Origin of the sequence: Spirosoma sp. 48-14 (assembly GCF_001898575.1) — a bacterium.
Lineage (GTDB): Bacteria > Bacteroidota > Bacteroidia > Cytophagales > Spirosomataceae > Spirosoma.
In genome coordinates, this window is record NZ_MKUD01000045.1 from 50,298 (window position 1) to 72,797 (window position 22,500).

Annotated in this window: 18 protein-coding genes; 15 read left to right on the plus strand and 3 right to left on the minus strand. The window is 48.9% G+C overall.

Going from position 1 to position 22,500, the window contains the following annotated elements:
* The first annotated feature begins 8 nt into the window (after positions 1-8).
* The 11 genes from BGO59_RS22425 (at position 9) to BGO59_RS22475 (ending at position 15,950) form a co-directional block, all read left to right on the plus strand.
* Entirely contained in the window at positions 9-1,859 is a 1,851-nt protein-coding gene (locus BGO59_RS22425) for a hypothetical protein (protein WP_293686921.1), read from the plus strand.
* Between the two features lie 127 nt (positions 1,860-1,986).
* The gene (locus BGO59_RS22430) at positions 1,987-2,817 is read left to right on the plus strand and encodes a transketolase (RefSeq protein ID WP_293686922.1); all 831 of its coding nucleotides are present in this window, start codon (positions 1,987-1,989) and stop codon (positions 2,815-2,817) included.
* Between the two features lie 80 nt (positions 2,818-2,897).
* Positions 2,898-4,898, plus strand: a complete 2,001-nt coding sequence (locus BGO59_RS22435; RefSeq protein ID WP_293686924.1) for an NAD-dependent epimerase/dehydratase family protein — start codon at positions 2,898-2,900, stop codon at positions 4,896-4,898.
* A gap of 109 nt (positions 4,899-5,007) precedes the next feature.
* Complete coding sequence (locus tag BGO59_RS22440; RefSeq protein WP_293686926.1) at positions 5,008-5,916, plus strand: transketolase; 909 nt, start codon at positions 5,008-5,010, stop codon at positions 5,914-5,916.
* A 12-nt stretch (positions 5,917-5,928) separates the two neighbouring features.
* Positions 5,929-7,674, plus strand: coding sequence for a hypothetical protein (locus BGO59_RS22445; protein ID WP_293686928.1), 1,746 nt, complete (start codon positions 5,929-5,931; stop codon positions 7,672-7,674).
* 67 nt (positions 7,675-7,741) lie between these two features.
* Complete coding sequence (locus BGO59_RS22450; RefSeq protein ID WP_293686930.1) at positions 7,742-8,905, plus strand: acyltransferase; 1,164 nt, start codon at positions 7,742-7,744, stop codon at positions 8,903-8,905.
* A 184-nt stretch (positions 8,906-9,089) separates the two neighbouring features.
* Positions 9,090-9,851, plus strand: a complete 762-nt coding sequence (locus BGO59_RS22455) for a glycosyltransferase family 2 protein (protein ID WP_293686932.1) — start codon at positions 9,090-9,092, stop codon at positions 9,849-9,851.
* 75 nt (positions 9,852-9,926) lie between these two features.
* Complete coding sequence (locus BGO59_RS22460) at positions 9,927-11,318, plus strand: FAD-dependent oxidoreductase (protein ID WP_293686934.1); 1,392 nt, start codon at positions 9,927-9,929, stop codon at positions 11,316-11,318.
* An 84-nt stretch (positions 11,319-11,402) separates the two neighbouring features.
* Positions 11,403-14,120 carry a hypothetical protein gene (locus BGO59_RS22465; protein ID WP_293686936.1) on the plus strand — a complete coding sequence of 906 codons (2,718 nt, stop codon included), beginning with the start codon at positions 11,403-11,405 and terminating at the stop codon, positions 14,118-14,120.
* A 50-nt stretch (positions 14,121-14,170) separates the two neighbouring features.
* Positions 14,171-15,172: a hypothetical protein gene (locus BGO59_RS22470; RefSeq protein ID WP_293686938.1), complete on the plus strand. Its 1,002-nt coding sequence runs from the start codon at positions 14,171-14,173 to the stop codon at positions 15,170-15,172.
* 163 nt (positions 15,173-15,335) lie between these two features.
* Entirely contained in the window at positions 15,336-15,950 is a 615-nt protein-coding gene (locus tag BGO59_RS22475) for a class I SAM-dependent methyltransferase (RefSeq protein ID WP_293686940.1), read from the plus strand.
* Positions 15,951-16,017: 67 nt separating this feature from the next.
* On the opposite strand, the gene BGO59_RS22480 is transcribed toward BGO59_RS22475, so the two are convergent.
* Positions 16,018-16,251, minus strand: a complete 234-nt coding sequence (locus tag BGO59_RS22480) for a hypothetical protein (RefSeq protein WP_080055957.1) — start codon at positions 16,249-16,251, stop codon at positions 16,018-16,020.
* A 340-nt stretch (positions 16,252-16,591) separates the two neighbouring features.
* On the opposite strand from BGO59_RS22480, the gene BGO59_RS22485 reads away from it, so the two are divergent.
* Positions 16,592-17,419 (plus strand): universal stress protein, encoded by an 828-nt coding sequence (locus BGO59_RS22485; RefSeq protein WP_293686943.1) that lies wholly within the window; start codon positions 16,592-16,594, stop codon positions 17,417-17,419.
* A 10-nt stretch (positions 17,420-17,429) separates the two neighbouring features.
* Here BGO59_RS22485 and BGO59_RS22490 read toward each other — a convergent pair whose 3' ends face one another.
* Positions 17,430-18,527 (minus strand): Gfo/Idh/MocA family oxidoreductase, encoded by a 1,098-nt coding sequence (locus tag BGO59_RS22490; protein WP_293686945.1) that lies wholly within the window; start codon positions 18,525-18,527, stop codon positions 17,430-17,432.
* 140 nt (positions 18,528-18,667) lie between these two features.
* Here BGO59_RS22490 and BGO59_RS22495 point away from each other — a divergent pair, with 140 nt between their 5' ends.
* From BGO59_RS22495 to BGO59_RS22505, 3 genes are all read left to right on the plus strand, one after another.
* Complete coding sequence (locus BGO59_RS22495; protein WP_293686947.1) at positions 18,668-19,537, plus strand: carbon-nitrogen hydrolase; 870 nt, start codon at positions 18,668-18,670, stop codon at positions 19,535-19,537.
* An 81-nt stretch (positions 19,538-19,618) separates the two neighbouring features.
* Positions 19,619-20,557, plus strand: a complete 939-nt coding sequence (locus BGO59_RS22500; RefSeq protein ID WP_293686949.1) for an ROK family protein — start codon at positions 19,619-19,621, stop codon at positions 20,555-20,557.
* Positions 20,558-20,658: 101 nt separating this feature from the next.
* Complete coding sequence (locus BGO59_RS22505; protein WP_293686951.1) at positions 20,659-21,216, plus strand: SIS domain-containing protein; 558 nt, start codon at positions 20,659-20,661, stop codon at positions 21,214-21,216.
* Positions 21,217-21,225: 9 nt separating this feature from the next.
* Here BGO59_RS22505 and BGO59_RS22510 read toward each other — a convergent pair whose 3' ends face one another.
* A complete protein-coding gene (locus BGO59_RS22510) occupies positions 21,226-22,350 on the minus strand; it encodes a BamA/TamA family outer membrane protein (protein ID WP_293686953.1) in 1,125 nt (374 codons plus the stop codon).
* Positions 22,351-22,500: the final 150 nt, after the last annotated feature.

Genomic DNA, 22,500 nt, shown 5'->3' on the forward strand with positions numbered 1-22,500 from the left:
TTGCCCAAATGTCTGCTCAATTACCCCGCAATTACCTGATTTTGCTAGGTGCCTTACTGGTGCTAGCCTTATGTCTTCGCCTGTATCGAGTTGGTACCTATGGCATTTATTTCGACGAAAAATCAACCCTACTCATCAGTCAGGGGGTATGCCTCGAAGGGGCTAACCAGAAAGATGTATTTAGTAAACCATACTTTACACCAGCCGAATTCTGGAAGCCGAAAACCTATTCCGATTTTGTAGAGGCAAACATCCGGGGAGATATTGGTAACAGCCCCTCCTACTACGGTTTTTTAATGGTTTGGCTCAGCATTTTTGGCCTGAGCGACACGGCACTCCGTATGCCGTCGGTGATCTTCAGCACACTGATTGTCTGGCTGTTATTTGTTTTTGTTCGACGGCACTTCCGACCAGAAGATGCCTCACGCCCAGGAGCGTCCGGCTCCCTCAGGTCGAATACTGTTGATACGCTTGCCCTAACCAGTGCCGCCATTGCAACCATTGAGCCGTTTTTTGTCTCGTATAGCCACATTGCCCGCAATTATTCAATGTCGTTTTTTCTGACATTGCTGGCTACCCATCTTTTTCTGCTCATTCTGGAACGCACCCAACAGGCTCCTGGCCGATTCGCCCGGTCCAGAAAGCGTCCGGTCGTTTGGCTGTATCTGGCCTATGGCCTAACGTTTGTAACGGCGCTCCTCTCGCATTATCTGACCATCACCGTATTTTTGTGCCACGGCCTTTATGCGTTACTCTATCTTCGGAACGGACGGGCCTGGGTGCAGTTTGCTGTGACAGCTCTGGTTGGACTGGGATTGGTGTCGTTATGGTTTCGGTATGGCGGAGGTACATACACCTTTTATATTCTCGAGGAACAGAAAAACTTTTACCGCAACCTGGCTCTTACCAATCCACTCCATAATGGATTCGGCATCATTCTACCCGCAACAATCCCTAATATTCTGACACGGGCCGTTCCGGTTTTTTCTGATCTGTTCATCATCACCAATGGTTTGTCGGCTGTATTGGGCGGTATTCGTAACTCACTGCTGGCTTTGGGGCTGGGTACTGTAGCTACGCTGGTCATGCATCGGTATTTTCTGGTACCTAAGCCTCCGATCTGGGTTTATGTAGCCGTTCCATTGCTGCTGCTGGCGGGTTTACCTTTTTATACGGTCCTGCCGATTCGCCTACTGGTACTGTCTATTGCCGTTCCGTTTATCTATTTGATCGGGCGGTACGTCATTTATCAGACTGACACTCAACAGAAACGTTTGGTTTTCCTATTGCTTATGCTGGCCCTGATTCCTACGTTCTTCTTGTTGTTTATGGCGTGGCGGTCGGGACATACGTATGGCATCACACAACGGTATTCCGGGTTTTCGTTTCCCTATGTCTGTATTCTGGTTGCCTTTGGATTCCTCCAATTGGTACATACGCGCTGGTGGTTCAGTGTCCCCATAACTCTTGTTTTGCTGATTCAGGCTGGATTTATTGGCCAACTCCTGGTAGGTATTTATGAGGATACGGCCGCTAAATACACCCTGTTTGGTGAGCCACGTATTGCTAACCCTTACTGGTCATCTGCCCAACAGTTGAAACGACTTTACGCACCAGGCGATACCATTCTTTACCCTAATAAGCAGCGGGTTATTCGCTCTAAGAAAAACGATATTACCTTCTCACCCGTTTCACTCTACGATGCTCAACTGGTCAACCTGTATCTGCCCAAAGATGCTCAGTATATCCAGCGTGTTGATCCGAACGAACGCGACCGAATTGTACTGGTGAAAGGGGGTTCCGACAAAAAAATTACTATTTTTGACTTTCAGGGCAACAAATACCGCTACGGCGATTAGGACTCTATTTAATGAATAATGTAAAATGAACCAATGAAAAATGGGGGAAGTGACATGAAGGATAAACGACGAGTTGCCAACCGTTAGCTGCCGATTCATTCCACATTATTCATTTATTTCATCAATCATGACGTCAACAACTGAATCAACCGATTTGCAAACGCTTCAGGGCCAGCTTCGTCTCAAAATATTGAGCTTATACAATCAGGCACACGCCGGTCATATCGGTTGCTCGCTGAGTTGCATCGATCTGATGATTGCTACACTCGTATTGCGAAAACGCGAACAGGATACATTTCTTCTGTCGAAGGGTCATGCCGCAGCCGCCCTATATACCTGCCTCAATCACCTGGGTGAAATTTCGGACGACGTGCTGGCTACCTATTATCACAATGGGACTACTCTCCCTGCTCACCCGGCCCCAAATCAGCATAAAGGAATCCCCTTTGCAACGGGTTCGCTAGGGCATGGTTTGCCCATTGGTACGGGGGTTGCCCAGGCAGGCAAACTACTCGGCGACGATTCCCGCGTGTTTGTACTAATGTCAGATGGCGAAACCAACGAAGGAACAACCTGGGAGGCCGCTCACTTTGCCATTCAGCATCAGTTGGATAACCTCATCGTACTGGTCGATAAAAATGGCTTGCAGGGCTTTGGCTATACAGCTGATGTGATGGGCGATACGGCCGATGTACGAACCTGGAATGCCATCGGTTTTGAGACAGTCGTGGTCGATGGGCATTCAATCAACGAGGTAACGGCCGCCATCGACCAGCTCACGGCTACGCCGAATGGAAAGCCGAAACTGGTTATCGCCCAAACGGTAAAAGGGAAAGGAGTTTCGTACATGGAAAATCGGCTTGAATGGCATTACCTGCCTATGTCGGAGGCTCAATACGAACAAGCAAAATCGGATGTTCATGAGCGTTACCTAGCCTCTCAGGTAGCTCAGGTTTGACCGTTCGCTCATTACCATTTCCTATAAAACTGTATATGGGCCTAGGCAAATCCATCTTTTGCCGTAATATTGCGGCCTAAATGAATTCGTCTGTCCCCGATTTGTTACCTACCAGCATAAAGCAGCTCAATGGACCGATTGTCGTTTTTGGAGCTAGTGGCTTCATTGGCGCCAACCTGTTTGAGCAACTCTTCCGCGTCCGCAAGGATGTGTACGCGCTGACCCACGATGCCACCAAAGCCTGGCGGCTGAAACTTCTGGATGTCCCTGCCGAAAACATCGTTCACTGCGATATTCTCTCTAATACGTCGGTACAGGATGTGTTTGGTCGAATAAAGCCAAAAACGGTTTTCAACCTCGCGGCCTATGGTGCTTACAGTAAACAGAAAAATGTTGGCCTGACCTACGAAACGAACGTACTGGGGACTGTCAATATTCTGGAAAACTGCACACCCGACATGGTGTATATCCATGCGGGCAGCAGTTCGGAATATGGTTTCAACTGCACCGCTCCTAAAGAAACCGACCGGGTTGAACCCAACAGCCACTATGCGGTTTCGAAAGTATCGGCCGCGTATACGCTCGAATACTACGCCCGTATTGCTCAGCTCAACACACTAAACCTGCGGCTTTATTCCATCTACGGTGGCTGGGAAGAGCCCGATCGGCTTATTCCCCGGTTGGTAGAAGAAAACCGGAAAGGGCAGTTACCTCCGCTGGTATCGCCCGATATTAGTCGTGACTTTGTGTATATTGATGATTGCGTGGATGCGTTTGTCCAGGCAGCTTTGCGCGTAAATCCGGCCATTCGGGGCCGTTCTTACAACATCGCCACCGGAAAAAAAACCACCATGCGCGAACTGGTCGATGTAGCCCGGCAAACGTTTGGGCTAACCCAGGAGCCGGTGTGGGGCAGTATGAACAATCGGAACTGGGATTTGGCCGATTGGTATGGCGATCCATCGGCGGCTGAAGCTGATCTGGGCTGGAAAGCCACTACCCAGCTTACCGACGGCCTGCGGCAAACCGCCGAATGGCAGGTAAATCATCAGTACGAAAGTCGCGTTATACCAGCTTTCCAGACGCCAACGCTCAATCCGGTTATTTCGCCCATCATTGCGTGCTATAAGGATGCACAGGCGATTCCTTACATGTATGAACGGCTGGTTAAAACCTTCAATGAAATGAAGGTGCGCTACGAAATCATTTTCGTTAACGACAACTCGCCCGATAATACCGATGAGGTTCTGGCCGACATCTGCGCCAAAGACCCGAACGTGATTGCCATAAAACACTCGCGCAACTTTGGCTCACAATCGGCGTTTTTGAGTGGAATGGAAATCTCATCCGGCGACGCTGTTGTGCTGATGGATGGTGATTTACAGGACCCTCCAGAAATCATTCCTAAGTTTTATGAGAAATGGCAGCAGGGGTTCGACGTCACTTATGGCGTTCGGATTCAGCGCGAAATGCCTGCTCACGTCCACTTTTTCTACAAGCAGTTTTACCGGCTCTTTAAACGAACGGCCTATATCAATATCCCGGTCGATGCCGGTGATTTTTCGATGATCGACCGGAAGGTAGTACGAGAACTGGTCAATCTGCCCGAAACCGAACAGTTCCTGCGTGGCTTACGCGCCTGGGTGGGCTTCAAACAGACGGGCGTCGATTACGTTCGCCCGGAACGCATGTTTGGTGTCTCGACCAACAACTGGACGAAGAATATCTGGTGGGCGAAGAAAGCCATTTTCTCATTCAGCTTTGCTCCGCTGGAGTGGATGACCTACGCAGGCTTTGTGCTGACGGGACTTTCGATGCTGGGTATTGTCTGGCAGATACTATCGCGGCTACTTAATTTCGACCCCAATACGCCATATGGCTTATCGACCGTTATTGTATTGGTGATGTTTTTTGGGGGGATTAATTTGCTGGGCATTTCGTTTCTGGGCGAGTACATCAGCAAGATTTTTGAAGAGACCAAAAAACGTCCGAAATTTATCCGCACTCTGGTCCGTAAAGGTGATCGTATTTATAACACTCCGGATAAAATTTCGGCTTTAATTACAGAACGGAAACGATAGATTCTTTAGTTGTCATTGCCATTCTGTACGAAATAAATCCAGGTAAATACTGAGCGCCAATTGTGAAGCATTTTTCAACGCAGTTCAGTCTGGCTGCCCGTAAACGTTCATGAGAAAAGAATTTTCAGCCGCCGTCGAACGAATTGCTCGGGAAGACGATAAGATCATATTCATCACTGGCGATTTAGGCTATAGTGCCCTTGAAAACGTAGCCGATGTGCTGGGGCCCCGTTTCATCAATGCAGGTGTAGCCGAACAGAACATGGTTGGCGTAGCAGCCGGTATGGCCTATAAAGGCTATAAGGTGTTTTGCTACAGCATTGCCCCTTTCGTGGTCTATCGATGTCTGGAGCAGTTTCGAAACGATATTTGTCTGCACCGGATGCCCGTGTTTCTGGTTGGCAACGGGGGTGGGTATGGCTATGGCATTATGGGCAGTACGCACCACGCCATCGAAGATCTGGCCTGCCTGAGTAGTCTGCAAAACGTGAATACGTACATACCGGCGTTTGCCGATGAAGTGTCGCCAATGCTGGATCAGATCGTGGCCGAAGGTCGTCCTACGTATCTGCGCCTGGGGGCAGGGCCCAATACGCCCGATGGTGCTCAGACCTATGGCTCATTCAGGCATGTGGTTCGGAGCCAGTCTCCCATTGGAACGGTGGTGGCTCTTGGACCCGTTACCGCCAATGTATTGACAGCCTTACAGGATAAATTGCTGACTGATCAATTCGATGTGTTTACGGCTACGAATCTTCCCCTCGATTTACCGGCTGACTTAGCGCACAAATGGGCTGGAAAACCCATGCTCGTTGTAGAAGAACATGTATCGGTTGGTGGTCTGGCGCAACAATTATCTGTTAAACTTCTGGCCGATGGGGCTGCACCAAGCCATTTCGTTAGTCTGTCGGCACAAGGGTATCCGAACGGTCTCTACGGCGATCAGAAATATCACCAGCAATTATCGGGACTCGATCCGGTCAACATTGCCCGGCAGTTAGCGTCCTTTACAAACTAGTATCCTGATCCCTTGGTAACCTTATCCAATACCTCACAGACACAACGGAAAGGCTACGGACTCGTTGCCGGTTTCGTAGCTGCGGGGCTTATCCTGATTCCGGTCGTACTCTTCTGGTATGTCTGGTCTACCTATGCGGTCAGCATACCCAAGTGGGATGATCATGTTCTGAGAGCCTTCCTGCTGAATTTCGATAAAGAAGCCTCACTTTCCGGAAAACTCTACGAATTTTATCGTCAACACAACGAGCACCGGATTGTCTACGATCGGATAATAACCTGGCTGGACTTCAACCTATTTGGTAAGTTCAGTTACCGCCATCTAATGCTTGTTGGTAACCTGAGTCTGCTGGGTTTGATCGCTATTTTTGGTCTGGTATTGGGTCGATCGACGGTTTTGCAAGGAAAAAATGCTCAGGCTCAGGTATCACCCAGCCTAACGGATTATCTGGTCTATCTTCCTCCTGTTGCTTTTCTGCTTCTCAACCTGTCGCAGTGGGAGAATATGTTCTGGGGCATGGCCGCCCTGCAGAACTTTACTGTACTCCTCTGGGTGTTCTGGACGATTTATCAACTGGCTTTTTCAAACCGCCTATGGCCTGCTTTGGTGCTGGCTACAGCTGCTACACTAACGAGTGGTAATGGGTTGCTAGTCTGGCCTGTCGGTTTTGCCATACTGGTGCTGCAACAGTTGCTTGAGAAACGACCCAATCGAAAAGCCATACTCATCTGGTCTATTAGTGCTGTTGTACTGATTGGCCTTTATTTTCTAAATTACCAGAAGCCCCCAGGCAATCCCCCTGCTCGCGGCTCCTTCTTCGACCTCATTAAAGGCTGGCTCGCCTTCAGTGGGGCAGCCGCCGAGGCATTCCCTGTTGGCCCCGCCTTTGCCAAATGCCTGCTTGTTGGCAGTATCGCCACTGTGCTTGCGCTGGGTAGTTGGGTGTACCTACTGGAAAAAGGGTTCGTAAAAAAGCAGTTTCCAGCCTTCAGCTATTTCTTTTTCGGTACCACCGCTTTTCTCTTGGGAACAGCCGCAACGGTAGCCTGGTCGCGGGTAGGCTTTGGCCTGCATTTACTGATCACCAGTCGCTATAAAATCTATTCCCTACTTCTACTGGCACTGGTCTACTGTTTCATTATTGTGCAACAGCGAAAGACAGGTAGGCTCTGGGTACTAGTTTTGGGACTAGTTTTCAGTGCTGGTCTAATGGCTGGTTCGTATCTTACCTATCTGAGCGATACCTTATACTGGCGGCACTGGCTGACCACACACCAGTTTAACTGGACTCATAACGCCAACAATGCGACCATCAGTATCGACTCAGCGTCCAGCCACTACACCGACTTAGCGCCCGCTTTTTACGATACTACGTTACCGACTATTTTTGGGCAACCCACTCAGGCAGCCGTGCCTGTCCAGCTACAAAAAGATTCCGGTGGATACCTGATCCAAAATAGTACGCTACCAGCACAGGGAATCGGAGATGAAGGGCCTTACCTGCTGGCCCGCTCCGATGTACGATCGTATCTGTTTCCCGTTCGACAAAATCAACAATCCGTGCAAGCGGCCCGTTTTCTGCCTGCCAACTTGTTTACAAACGGCTTTACAGCCAATGTGCCAACGGAAGAGATGATTGCAGGTTCGTACCAGTTATTTATTTTGACAATTCCCGACGGTAGAGCCAGTCTACATCCCACAAACCAAACGATTGAATCAGCCGGGCCGCCCGCGGCAACCCTGAAAAAAAACTGGTAATCGTCAGTAACTAGTCGGTATTATGAGATTAACATCGAACTAGAATCGCCAACCGAACACGCTTTTTATGCAACCAAACGCGCCACTCACTACACAGCCTACACGCCCTGCTCTGAATCACCTGCTACAATTGGATGGGGTTCGGTTTATTGCTGTTGCTTTGGTGTTGTTCGACCACTGGACGATGGAGCATATCGAATTGCCGGTCGGTGCACTTGGTGCCTTAGGTGTAACGATTTTTTTTGTGCTGAGCGGCTTTCTGATCACCCGTATTTTGCTATCTAGTAAAGATAAACTCAGCCATCAGCCCAACGGCGGCCTGGGTAAGTATCTTAAAACGTTCTACATCCGCCGAACGATCCGAATTTTTCCGGTCTATTACCTGACGCTGCTTGTTCTGGCCCTGATCAATGAACCACCCGTTCGACAAAAATTTGCCTGGTTAGCGCTGTATGCTACGAATATCTATATAGCTCTGTACCATACTTGGATGGGCACTGTTGACCATCTATGGTCATTAGCCGTTGAAGAACAAGTCTATCTTTTTCTGCCTCTGCTTCTGTTCTTTATTCCCCGCCGATATGTACCCATTACAGCCCTTTGCATGATCGTTGGCAGTGTTGGGCTTCGGTATGTCCTTCATCGGGCCAATCTACCCTGGTTTATCGGGTATGTGTCAACGCCAACCTGTCTCGACTCGTTTGGCCTGGGTGCCATTATGGCCTACGGTTGGCTATACCGCCGTGACCTGTTCAACAAGGTCTTTCAATCGTCGATCTGGGTCTGGCTCGGCCTGGCTGGCTTCATTGGCGTGGGGTTATTAAATCAATGGATAGCCGTAGACTCCCCACGTGGCTACCATAACATCATGTCGGATGTATGGGAGCGGCTGGCAGCCTCAATTTTCGGTTTCTTCCTTATCGGACGGGCCGTGCTTGGATTCGGGGGCGTCATGAAATGGGTACTGGAAAATCGGGTTAGCCAATACCTGGGCCGCATCAGTTATGGTTTATATCTGTACCACAACTTTGTTTTCAACGTTTATCACACTCAACCAACTCATTTTACCGTCCGCTCCTGGCGTCGGATTACGGACCTGCTTCCTGTATTGAACAGTTCTTATTTTTTTCAATTCTCCTATTTCGTTTTTCTAACCGTATTGCTGGCAACGGTTTCGTGGTACCTGATCGAAAAGCCGATCAATGGTTTAAAAGATAAATTTTCCTATTAATTCGCCCGAATGCTCTTTACAGAAGCTAACCGTTAGCTAACTCCCTACGTTTAGCCACTAACTATTTCTATATTTGCAGTATTGATAGGGATGAACTATCGGGTTGGCAATGTCTGTTGGTCCAACTTATTTTAAACCTGTTGGCAAACGACAGACGTACCGCCAACGCCCTAAAGTACACTGAATGAGCCTCCTGCTGTCTATTGTAATGCCGGCTTACAACGAAGAAGAAGTCATCGAAACGGTTGTAAAGCTGTGGACCGATCTGTTGACCGAACAATTTCCTACCGAAAACACTCGCCTGATCGTTATCAATGACGGGTCGCGCGATAAGACCGGCGCTATTCTAGACCAAATAAAAAGTCGCTATCCAAAGTTGATGGTTGTTCACCAGCCAAACGGCGGGCACGGTAATGCTGTAGTGAATGGGTATCGGCAGGCCGTCGCGCTCGATTCAGAATATGTTTTCCAAACCGACAGCGACGACCAGTTTGTACCCGAAGATTTTGCTAAGTTGTGGGCTAAACGGCACGAATCACCCTTTATCCTGGGCTACCGGGAAGAACGGTTCGATGCTCCGGCTCGTCTGTTTATCACGAAAATTCTTCGCTGGAGTATCGCGTTTATTTACGGAACATACATCAAGGATAGCAACATTCCATTTCGGCTTATCCGGGGTTCATTTCTGCGTAAGTTGTTAGCCCAACTGCCTAACCCAACCCCCTTTGCGCCAAATATTTTTCTGGCCGTAATGGCGAAAAAGGCCGGCTACAATACCTTCGATATTCCAATTACTCACAAAGAACGGCTGACGGGTACAGTTTCTATTTTGAAATGGAAACTTCTGAAAGTGTGTATTCAGAGCTTTAAAGAATTAGCTCAGTTCCGATTCGAACTGGGTAGCAAAGTCAAAGAACTCAAAAAACCCGAGCCGGTAACGGCGTAATTAGTGCTATAGGATATAGGAGGTTTTGCTGTAAACGTAATTTATCATATATCCTATATCTGCTCCAACTTAATCATGAAGTATAAGTATGTTATCATAGGCTCTGGCCCTACGGGCCTTGGAGCTGCTTACCGCCTTAAAGAACTAGGAATTACTGATTTCGTTGTCCTCGAAAAAGAAGCGCGAATTGGTGGCTTGTCCAAAAGTTTTGTGGATGAAAAAGGCTTCACCTGGGATGTAGGAGGCCATGTGCAGTTCTCTCACTACAAGTACTTCGATGACCTGATGCACAAAGCATTGGGTGCAGAAGGCTGGCTCAGTCACCAGCGCGAATCGTGGGTCTGGATTGAAGGTCGATTTGTCCCCTATCCATTCCAGAACAACATCAAGTACCTTACGCCCGAAACGATGTGGAAGTGCCTGGAAGGCATCATTCACAACTACAAATTTCCTAATAATAAGAAGCCCGCTAACTTCCGGGAATGGATTCTGGCCACCTTCGGGCCTGGTCTGGCCGAAACGTTCATGTTCCCCTACAATTTTAAAGTATGGGCGTATCCACCAGAGGATATGAATGCCGTTTGGGTGGGCGAACGGGTAGCCATCACTGACCTACAGCGGGTCACAAAAAACATCATATTCAATCAGGACGATTTTTCGTGGGGGCCCAATAGTACGTTCCAATTCCCGAAACAGGGTGGTACGGGCGGTATTTGGGAAGCCGTTGGGGATCTGATTGGCCGGGACTATATTAAACTCAATATCGCCGTCGAGCAAGTAATCGGGCCGGAGAAAAAACTCATCCTGTCGACTGGTGAAGAGATTCACTACGATTACCTGATGAGTACCATGCCGCTCGATCTGTTTACGCAACGTGTAGAAGGCCTTGAGCCCGAAACGGTACAAACAGCGCAGGGACTCAAGCATTCGTCAACCAATGTTGTAGGAGTTGGCCTGAAAGGGAAGCCTAAAGAGAGCCTCAAAACCATGTGCTGGATGTATTTCCCGGAATACAACAGCCCTTACTACCGGGTTACGGTGTTCTCGAACTACAGCCCCAATAACGTTCCCGACATTAATCAGCATTGGTCACTAATGACCGAAACGAGTGAATCGTCGGCCAAGCCCGTTAATCGCGAAACCTTGATCGACGACACTATCCGGGCTCTGATTGAAGACCAGTTGATTGAATCGGCCGACGATGTGATTTCTACGTTCCATATGGCCTTCGATTATGGTTACCCCACCCCATCGGTAGAACGGGATGGTATTTTAAAAGCTGTTTTGCCTAAACTGGAATCGTTCGATATTTATTCACGAGGTCGATTTGGTGCCTGGAAATATGAGGTAAGTAATCAGGATCATTCGCTGATGCAGGGTGTAGAATGGGCCAATAGAGTGGCGGCTAATATTCCTGAATTGACACTGCCTTTCCCCGAAACCGCCAACGCGATGTGGGGTAAATAGATAATTTAGTCGATAATCTTCTGTCGATAGTCAATAGTAAGTCATTGTTTATACTTACTATTGACTATCGATTATTTTTAATTTATGAAACGAAACATCTGGATCGGTGCCGGAGCAATAGTGGTGCTACTGATAGGCTGGTGGGTCTATCGGCAGTTCGTACCGGCATCCCGTACAGTTGGTTCGTTGATCCCTCCGGGTTCGCTGATGATTCTGACCAGCGACCGCCTGCAGGATACGATTTCAGCCCGTGTCCTTCGGACAGAGATGTCGCTCCGGCAGATACCTGTTTTTGACGAAGCCCGTCGGCGACTTGATCGCTTTCTTTACGCTACTGCCGACTCCGCCACGGTTATTAAATTCATATCTGGTCGGCAGGTACGCTACTCGCTTCATTCCCTCTCAAAAACAACACTCGATTTCATCTTTTATATTCCAATTACGGATAAAGATGAGTCATTTCTACACCGACTTACCACCCCTGACCCTCGCCAGTACAGGGTACTCAGTCACACATTTTCGGGGGAGAAAATCCTGGATTTAGTTTCCCGCATGAATGAACCGATTGGCTCATTTATTCTGACGGACGGTTTCCTGGTAGGCAGTGTATCGGGGATTCTAATTGAGAATGTGGCGAAACGAATGCACCAGTCCCTCAAGTTCTCTCAGGCTGAACCGGACTTTCGGGTCGATGCCGACCACCTGGCTGGTGTATCGGTTCGGCCAGAAGTACTTCAGGCGTTATTCAGCAATGCAGGCTCACTGGTTCGTTTGTTTCTGCCCGAGGAACTCAACTTACAGTTTCGTCAATCGGCTTCGCGTTCACACCTGATCGGCTACGCAGTTGACCAGATTGGCAATCGACGTGACGTGGCCGACTTATTTGCCGACCAGACACCCCAGCGAATTCAACACGCAAACCTGATTCCACAAACGACAGCTACCCTCTATCACATAGCTATCAGTGATGCCGAGCATTTTGGTAGTTCACTTAGCCGTTTACTTGGATCAGCGTCCAGCGATTTTCTGCGCGATCGGTTCGACCAAATTAAACCAGCAGCCCAAACACTCTACAAATCGTTGGGTAGCGACCTACTGCTAGCCCGTCTGGAATCGCCAACGGGCGCCCTCCGACAGGTACTTATTCTAACAGGTAAAGACGGCAAAAAACTGGCTAACTTATATCAACTGGCCGCTTTTCAGGCAGGTGCTAAATCACCAGCCTCTCCTAAAGACTATCTTGGTCATAAACTTTTACAGTTACCTGTTCCAGAACTGCCAGCGTCCTTATTTAGTAGCCTTTTTGCAGGCTTTTCACAGAGCTGGGTCACTTTGCATAACAATGCGGTAATTGTGGCAAATAATGAAGAAGCGATGCAGGACTATCTCCAGCAGGTACAGCGTGGAACTGTCTGGACAGCGGATACACGTCAGGCTGAGCTACTCAACACAACGCTTCGTCCCGCCAATTTCACTGCCCTGGTTCGGTTAAATCGGGCACAAACGACCGTGCCTCCAACCTGGCCGTTAGCCTGGCAAAATCTGCTGGATCAGGTCGACCCCGCTACAGGCAGTACAACGCTGTCTAATCTGGAAAACATGGCCTACCAGGCCAGTTACGGCAACGAAAACATTCAATCGACTGTTATTTTGGGACGTACGACCCGACGGGCCAGTCGAGCGGTTCTTAATAAGTTGCTGCTGCGAAAGAAGGTTGAATTTGAAGCCCCACTCATTGCTGCTCCCATCGTAGCGGGAAATTTGAGTGATAGTTCGGCTCAGTTCTACGCACAAAATGAGGCCGGTGAGTTTGTACTGGTAACGCCGAAGGGAGAAAAAATTGTTCAGAGCCGCACCGACGGCCCTATCCGCAGTAACGCGCTGGCAGTCGATTTCCTGAACAATGGACGACTCCAATACCTGTTCATGACCGATCGAACGCTCTACGTAGCCGATCCGATCCGTACCCGTAATGAAGTTACGTTGCAGGCGATTCCGCTACCTCAGGGTCTCGATCCGTCTTACCTGGCTCGTCCACGGGGAAGCCAGCAACGCAATCTGGTAGCGCTGGCGGCTCACCAGGATGGCCATATTTATGCCCTTGATCGGCAGCGTAAGGCATTCATCCGGATTATGACAGCCCCACGAAAAGGACAGTTGCAGTTACCTTTTCAAGTCATGGCCACTTCGTCGGGCATGAATGTGCTGGGTATTCAGGCCGACGGCACGCTGAACTACTGGCGTGAAAATGGTAGTGAATTCCCTCATTTCCCGGCCCGTATCGAACGAAAAAATGAAGACGAGTCAGAAATCCGATTTGTAGGTCCAGCCCTGATTCCTACGGGTCAAACGTTGATTCAGACCATTGCCGATGAAGGCCAGTTGTTTTCGATCAACACCAACGGGCTTATTGCCAAACGGACTCAGCTATACCGCCCGGTTCGGCGTGGCTCGTTCCGGCTATTTCCCGATGAAGAACAAACGAACTGGCTGCTTATTCGGGCGGCCGATACCGAAGTAACCATCCTGAACCAACAGGGCCAGCGGATGTTCGACGTTCGTGCTTTGCAATCTGAGCGTAACAACGTGCGTTACCATCGGCTTGGTGCAGGTATCGAACTCATCAGTGTGCAATCGGGAGGGTTTACCACGTTGTATGACCTAAACGGTCGAATTATCGGGGAACGCCCCATTCCGAGTGATTTTCCAGTAGTTTTGCAGTTCGACGAACGATCAAACGAATTATCTATTTTGAGCGGAATCAAGCAGGCCGTTCAGTTATTCAGCATTAGATTGAGGTAAAGCAGCCAAGTGTAGGGTTACCTACATCAACACTTTACCACTCCATACATATGCGTGTACTACGTTACCTTATTTTAGTGATCGCTATTCTGCTCTGGGGAGGTGGCCTTTCGACTACGCTATCACGGTGGTTATACAGTATTGGCGTTATTGTTGACGACTATCGATTTGGCGATTTATATCGTTTGTCGGCTCTCCCGCAGTTTAAAGTACCTCAGCCTCAATGTCCTCCCTCAAACCGATCTAGTGACACAGCCTCAGCACAGTTATATTTGATTGGCGATAGCTTTTCAGAGCCTCAAAGGCTGAGCCAGTCCGATTTTCAGGTGAGTCATTACCAGCGAGTGGGTTGGGACAATCAGCAACGCATACAGCTCGATCCATCAAAGCGTAATCTCTTACTGATTGAATCTGTAGAACGGCACGTTCGGGAGCATTTCGCCAAACACATTACCGAATATTGTGTTGTACAGGACACAACGAAGAATCCGACGCCAAAGCCAACGCTGGCCCAGCGGATCAGTTCTGAACTTCACCGGACCGATGTAGAGGAACGGCTCGAATCGGCCTTGTTCAGTGGCAACTGGGCATTCTGGTTTAAAGAGTTGAAAGCTACCCTCACCCTGAACTGGTTCGACCGACCCAATGCCAGCGTTAGCCTGTCCCGAAACCACCAGCATATTTTTTTGCATAGCGATACCGATTCAGCCAATGTTCTAAACTCCTCTTTTTCAACCTTATCGGATCGGGAAGTCAATACGCTGGTGGACAGCATCAATTCGGTGGCAAAGCGATACCAGCAATTGGGCTTCGATGCTGTTTACCTGTCGCTTATTCCCAATAAAGCGACTATTCTGGAACGGGAACGCACTGACTACAACCATCTGATTGAGCGAATTCAAAACAACCCCAGGTTAACAGTACCGACGATCAACACGTATACTCATTTTCTTGAAGCTCCCCAATCGCCTTATCTAAAAAGCGATACGCACTGGAATTGCGAAGGTCGGGCTATCTGGCTGGACCTGGTAAGGCAGAGGTTACAGTTATAAAGTACTTAATGATAGTGCCCGGTCGATTTCTTCATTTGTTTGAGATAACGAGCGTTAGTTGCAGTAATTCGCGAAGAAGCCCCTTCAACTTCCCATAGTTCGTCGGCAATAAGCTTCTTCCAAACTACATTTGTCAGTCAGATTTTGAGATACGAATAAAACGTTGGACGATCCTAAACGCATTGTACGGCAAGGGTATGACCGTCTGGGCAGCTCGTACCGGACTTTCTTTGAGAAGACGGATTCAAAACGATATGTGAACTGGCTAACCGATTTTGTCCAGCGTCTTCCTATCGGGAGTAGTGTACTTGAACTGGGCTGTGCCGATGGGATTCCAACCGCCCAATACCTGAGCCAGTTTACCGATTATCTGGGCATCGATCTCTCTCCCATACAAGTCGAATTGGCCCGCCAGAACGTCCCTCAGACTCGCTTTGAAGTTGCTGATATGTCGGCCCTCTCCTTTCCTGCCGAATCATTCAATGGCGTTGTTGCCTTATATTCCATCATCCACCTTCCGCTGGTTGAGCAGCCAACTTTATTTAAAGCTGTTTACCAATGGCTCAAACCGGGTGGTTACTTTTTATGCATAACAGGAGCTGGCGAATGGACAGGTAGCGAATCTAACTGGATTGAGCCTGACACTGAGATGTACTGGAGCCACGCCGATGCCAATACGTACCGAAACTGGTTCAGCGAAACAGGTTTTATCCTAGTAGATAGTTTCTTCGTACCCGAAGGTAGCGGAGGCCACACGTACTTCTTACTGGCAAAGTAGTATAAAGCCTATCGCTCAGCAGACGTTACAAGTCTACAATTATCTGTACTACAGCTGATTCGTGAATTTAATCGACCAGGTATGGTAAGTATGGCTCCAGTTTATCGGTCCCCCGAAAGGCTGAGACCTGATTCAATTGATTGTTGTAGGCATCGTAGCGAAGTTCGACGTAGAAATCGCGAAGATTATAGAGCAGAAAAATATTGTCGCCCTCGTAGCGGTTGGCCAGAATGTCACCGGCAAAATACAGCGTGTCGAGTTGCTGCTCGGCGGGGAGTTTGGTAAAATCGGTGGGTTGCATAAACGAACGGGGTTGACAGGCGAAATAAGCAAAAGTCAGGCTCCCCACCAAATGCGCCAGCCGACTTTATATAATACAACTAAAACACTAAAGCCTATATATAAAACATACACCTAGCTAAATAAGCTTATTTCAGGCAGTTCCATAAAACAACAGGAACACGGATTATTATGATTTTCAGGATTAGATCAACGGTAATTCTAAAAATCATAACAATCCGTATTCTAAGTGTAGTATACCAAGCTCCAACTGATTCTAATCAAGTCGGCTACTGTGTCAAATCATGGGTTATCGATGCGAATCCAGCTTGTTTTGTCCTGACTAACAAGCTCTTTGCTCCATGAAAACTATTCTGGTCCCCACCGACCTAAGCCCTATCACAATCTATGCCCTCGATGTAGCGGCTGATATAGCCCGCACCTACGATTCTGAAATCATTCTTCTCCATACCGTATTGTATGGCGTTCCGTCTTTAGGAATAGCCGATAGCGTTACGGGCCTTTCTCTGGATATGGGGCCTCTCTATGCAGATGCCTGGAAAGAAGCCGAAAAAGCCCTTCATGAATTGGTAGCTAACCCGGCCTATGCCGATGTGACCATCAAACCCGTACTAGGCAGCAACATAGAAGGGCTCATCAACGCCATTAATGCGCAACAGGCCGATCTGATTGTGCTGGCATCGAAAGGGGCATCTGGTTTACTGGAATGGATTGAAGGTTCGCATGCTGAATTCATTACCCGTTTCGCTACCTGTCCGGTACTGGTTGTTAAGGAGCCTGTAGGCCGGTTCAATCCTCAGGAGATTGTGTTTGGCATCGATCTGGATGAGGAATTAAAAAAGCCACATTTATTCCCGTTTCGGCTCGATGATCAGTTTTGCCGACAATATGTGTATGTAGTTACCCCTACCGACAATCGCCAGCCTGAAGGGATTCGGGAGTGGGTAGCCGACTTCACCGCAGCAAACGACATTGACCACTACAACCTCAAAATTGTCCACGACCACACCGTACCCGATGGCATTCTGGAGTATGCCCATTCCATTCATGCCGATCTTATTGTGTTGTATACCCGTGGGTATACAGGCCTTCGACACTGGATACAGGGTAGCGTGGCCGAAGATGTTTTAAATCATGCCGACATGCCAGTCCTGATTATGCGGGCTTAAACTTGAGCAATTAACCCAGTTTTACTTCTTTCCCTGACTTCGCTGCGGCATAGATCGCTTCAACAACCCGTATATCACGAAGCCCCTCTTCGCCCGGAACCAGCAGCGGCTTTTTTGCCAGGATGGCGGCCGCATCGTCGTCCATTTGCATGGCCTGTTGCATAGGTACTTCGTAGGGGTGTTCTATGCGACCTCCATTGCTCCAGACACCTTTCTGGCCATTATAACCCGAATACGGTTCCATATAGAGTGTTCCTTTCGATCCCGTCACATGCAGGTAATTCATATTCATGCCGTAACTGGTTTGTAGAGCAGCTCGTGCGCCACTCGGGAAAACGAGCTGGACCATTGAGGTTTCGTCCAGACCATTCTTGTAGACGTTTGGCCGGGAAGTATACTGCTGGGCTGTTACCGCTATCGGTTCTTCGCCCGTAGCCAGTCGAGCGCCCTGCACTACGTATACACCCATGTCGTACATAACCCCACCGCCCATTTCTTTTTTCTGCTTCCAGTGATCAGTACGCGCGTCATAGTAAGCAGCTGAGCAACTAACCATCAGCACATTACCAATTTTTCCTCCACGCAGCGCCTTCGTCCACTCCTGCGTGTTGGGTTCATGATGCAATCGGTAACCAATGGCCAGCGAAACCTTACTTTTTGCACAGGCGTCGATCATGTTCTGACACTCTTTTGCCGTCACAGCCATTGGTTTTTCGCACCATACATGCTTACCCGCTTTGGCAGCCCGAACCACATACTCCTCATGCATCGACGGGGGCAACACGACATACACGACATCGATGTCAGGATTGTTGACAATCTGATCGAAGGTCTGGTACGAATAAATGTTCTTATCTGGAATGTTGTACTGCTTCTTCCACTTCTCCGCCTTTTCGGGCGTACCTGTCACGATACCAGCCAGGTAGCAGTTCTTTGTTTTCTGGAGGGCCGGGGCCAGCAGGTCGGTGCTGTAGTACCCTAAGCCAACCAGAGCAACCCCCAACTTATCTTTGGCAGATCGGGTAGCCGTCCAAAGAGCATTAGGTGCGAGCGTGGTAGCCAGGCCGGTAACGCCAGCGGTATGAAGAAACGTTCTACGTGATGTCATAGTTATTTCAGGTTTGCGATTTGAGGTTTCAGGTCGTCAGGTGTAGGCCATTCGTATGGCAGCTACCAGGAAAACTGAAACTTTAGTAGACAAACTCAAAAAGTTTTCTGTTCTAACTATGTACCTCCTAATTTTGTCGCATGTCTAAAAAAGTCAATATCGGTTTGGTGCAGATGAGTTGCTCGGCGGATGTCGAAGCCAATATTCAGAAAGCCATCGACCACATTCGGGAAGCCGCTCAAAAAGGGGCCCAGATCGTTTGCTTACAGGAATTATTCACCTCGCTTTACTTCTGCGACGTCGAAGATCACCATAATTTCAGTCTGGCCGAAGCCATTCCCGGCCCCACCACTGAGCGGCTGGGCAAAGTAGCTGGCGAATTGGGTGTGGTCATTATTGCTTCGCTGTTCGAAAAGCGGGCGCAGGGCCTATATCACAACACAACGGCCGTACTGGATGCCGATGGGGCTTATCTGGGTAAATACCGAAAGATGCACATTCCTGATGATCCGGGCTACTACGAAAAATTCTACTTCACGCCCGGCGATCTGGGGTATAAAGTATTCGATACTAAATTTGCCCGCATCGGCGTATTGATCTGCTGGGATCAGTGGTATCCTGAAGCAGCCCGTATTACCTCGCTGATGGGCGCCGAAATTTTGTTCTATCCAACGGCTATTGGCTGGGATACGAACGAACCGGACCCCAAACAGAACGAAGAGCAATATAACGCCTGGCAAACGATCCAGCGTAGCCACGCTATTGCCAATGGGGTCCATGTCGTGTCGGTGAACCGCGTAGGTCGTGAAGCCGATCAGCAATTCTGGGGCGGGTCGTTCGTTGCCAATCCATTCGGTTCGTTATTGTATCTGGCCCCACACGATCAGGAGCTCGTTCATGTACAAACGGTCGACCTCGAATTGTCCGAAAAATACCGCACTACCTGGCCTTACTTCCGCGACCGACGCATCGACTCCTACCAACCCATCACAAAACGATACATTGATTAATGTATGAAGTATGATATAGGATGTATGAAAGGCCACTACATCATATATCTTATATCATACTTCATACATCACACCTTCACTATGAGACTTGGTATTGAAATAGGCGGAACAAAATTGCAGTTGTTTACAAGCGATGAGCCTGGCCAGATAACGCAACGCTTCCGATTAGCCATCGATCCTGCTAAAGGGGCCGAAGGGATTCTGGCACAAATTGCCTCAACGATCAACCAGATCACTACACCGATACAATCGATTGGGGTTGGCTTCGGTGGCCCGGTCGACTGGCAAACGGGTCGAATTGCGACTTCGCATCAGATTGGCGGCTGGTCGGGCTTCAACCTGGGCGAATGGCTCCAGCAGCAGGTTCCCGGCGCTCAGGTACGGGTCGAGAACGATGCCAATGTAGCCGCCCTGGGCGAAGCGCTTCGTGGCGTAGCTACCGGATTTCGGAACGTCTTTTATGTGACCCTGGGCAGTGGTGTCGGTGGAGGCATGGTCGTTGATCGACAATTGTATCATGGAGCTCTGCCCGGCGAAGCTGAAATCGGTCATTTATGGCTTGTACCGCCCAGTGAGTCGAGCGACGGACAAACCATTGAACAAACCGTTTCGGGTTGGGCAGTCGATCAACAGATTCGGTCGTTACTCCCGCAGCTACCCGATGATTCCTATTTAAAGCAGGCCGTACAACAGGCACATGCGGGTGGAACGACTGGCAAAGAAGCCCGGTTTTTACATCCTGCCTACGAGGCCAGTGACCCGGTAGCCAAAATGCTGATCGAACAGATTGGCTCGGTACTGGCGCTTGGCCTATCGCATGTTACCCATTTGTTTCATCCCGATGCCATCGTACTAGGCGGAGGCCTTTCACTCATTGGTGAACCGTTGCGGGCGGCTGTTCGGCAGGCTTTACCCCGCTTTGTGATGAAAGCCTTCCATCCTGCCCCCATCGTTTTACTCGCTAAACTCGGTGAAGATGCCGTACCCATTGGTGCTTTAGAATTAATGGGTGAAGAGTAATGGATAATGTAGAATGAATAATTTTTTGGTCCTTCTTCATTATCCTTTATCCATTACTCATTATCCATTACCCATTGTTCATTATTAATTACCCCTTTTCCATGAACCAGACGTATTTTAAAAATTACCTTGATCGGCAAAAAGCCGCTTACGATGCTATCCCCATCGACCGAGTCGAACACTTTATTAATCTGATCAAAACATGCTGGGAAGATGACCGGCAGTTATTTGCATTCGGCAATGGTGGAAGCGCATCCAACGTGTCGCATTTTATCACGGATCTCGGCAAAAGTGCTTCCGACCGGATGGGGAAGCGATTCCGGTGCATGTCGCTCAACGAGAGCATTTCCTGGATAACCGCCCTCGGCAACGATTATGCGTATGAGGATGTATACATGCGCCAGTTAGAGAATTACGCCCGTCCAGGCGATTTGGTTCTGACCTTAAGCGTTAGCGGTAATTCACCCAACGTAGTCAAAGCGGTAGAATGGGCCAATGCACATGGGCTGACTACGATGGCCCTGGTGGGCGGTAAAGGTGGCAAACTGGCTGAACTGGCCCACGAATCGATCACCGTTCAGGATAGTCACTATGGCCGGGTCGAAGATGCCCAAATGACGATCTGCCATATGCTTTGCTATGGATTCATCGATAGCTAAGCAGCCCGTTTAAAACGCTTCGGAAATATTTACGTAAAAGCCGTGGGTGTGATTGCCCACGGCGGCATCGAACCGAACGTTGACGTGTTCTTTCCGGCTGATCATAAAACGCAAACCAGCTCCTCCTGTCGGTTTCAGGTCACTGATGGCAAATTCGTTTGGTTTATGCGCCACATCGCCAACGGATGCAAACACAACCCCACCGAACCGTCCAATGAGACGCTGGCGTAACTCGGCCTGAAAAATGAGGGCATTATTGTCCCGGTAACGACCATTGTAATAGCCCCGCAGCAACGACGATCCGCCAAGGGTAGCGGCCTGTTTGAAGGGCACTTCGCCTACGTTCAGATTCAAATAAAACTGCCCCGCCAGCACCGTTTTGGGCGACAGTGAATGATAGTGTCGGATGTCGAACAGGTAGTTGGTGAAATCAAACTCGGTACCCATCCATTTTTCATAGTCCATAAACGACACATCGGCGTACCAACCCCGAATGGGCGAGTAAATATTGTCGCGGGTATCCACAATACTCGCCACGCCTACCCCATTTACCACACTACCCAACCCGCCTATGAGCGTTTGAGCGGGTACTTGCCGATCTGACGACCGACTGACATCGAACGTTTTAAAATACTGCTGCTGAACACCCACAAACCAGCCGGGTTTTACTTTCCGCAGGAATCGGTTATAGGCCCGTAAACTTTTGTAGGAAATCAATTCTTCCTGATTGTCGGTCGTTCCCGGTCCTATGCCGTAATACAACTCGGGGAAGTCAGCATACAGAAAAAAGCCCCTGATCAGGTATTTTTCATGACGGGTAAAAATCGTATACGTCGGCTCAACAACGGTCTGCGCGTTCTGCGTGTGAATAACCGCAAAATCCAGATTCGAGGTACGAGCTGTGCTATCAGTCCGAAAGAGGAAAACGCCCAATGCTCCGTACGCGACGTGCGTTTCGGGCGTATAGAATACAACAGGGAGTGGAATAAAATGAAATCGATGGGTTTCTTTGGCTGTATCAGCCACCGTTATGGATTGGCGGGTTTGGCTCTGACCATGAAGAAGCACCCCAGAATGGCCAGGACGAGCCAGCACAAAAAACAGCAGGCACATCCAGTAAAAATAGCTACGCATCGACACGCAAAACGCTCAGGGTTATTGACTGTACTTCTAAACGATTCGTCTGCAACGACTCTGCTGTTGGCATCGAACAAGGCTTTAGACTACATGAAATTTACAAATAAATAATGGTAGCGATACCCGATTAATCAGATTTTAACTTAT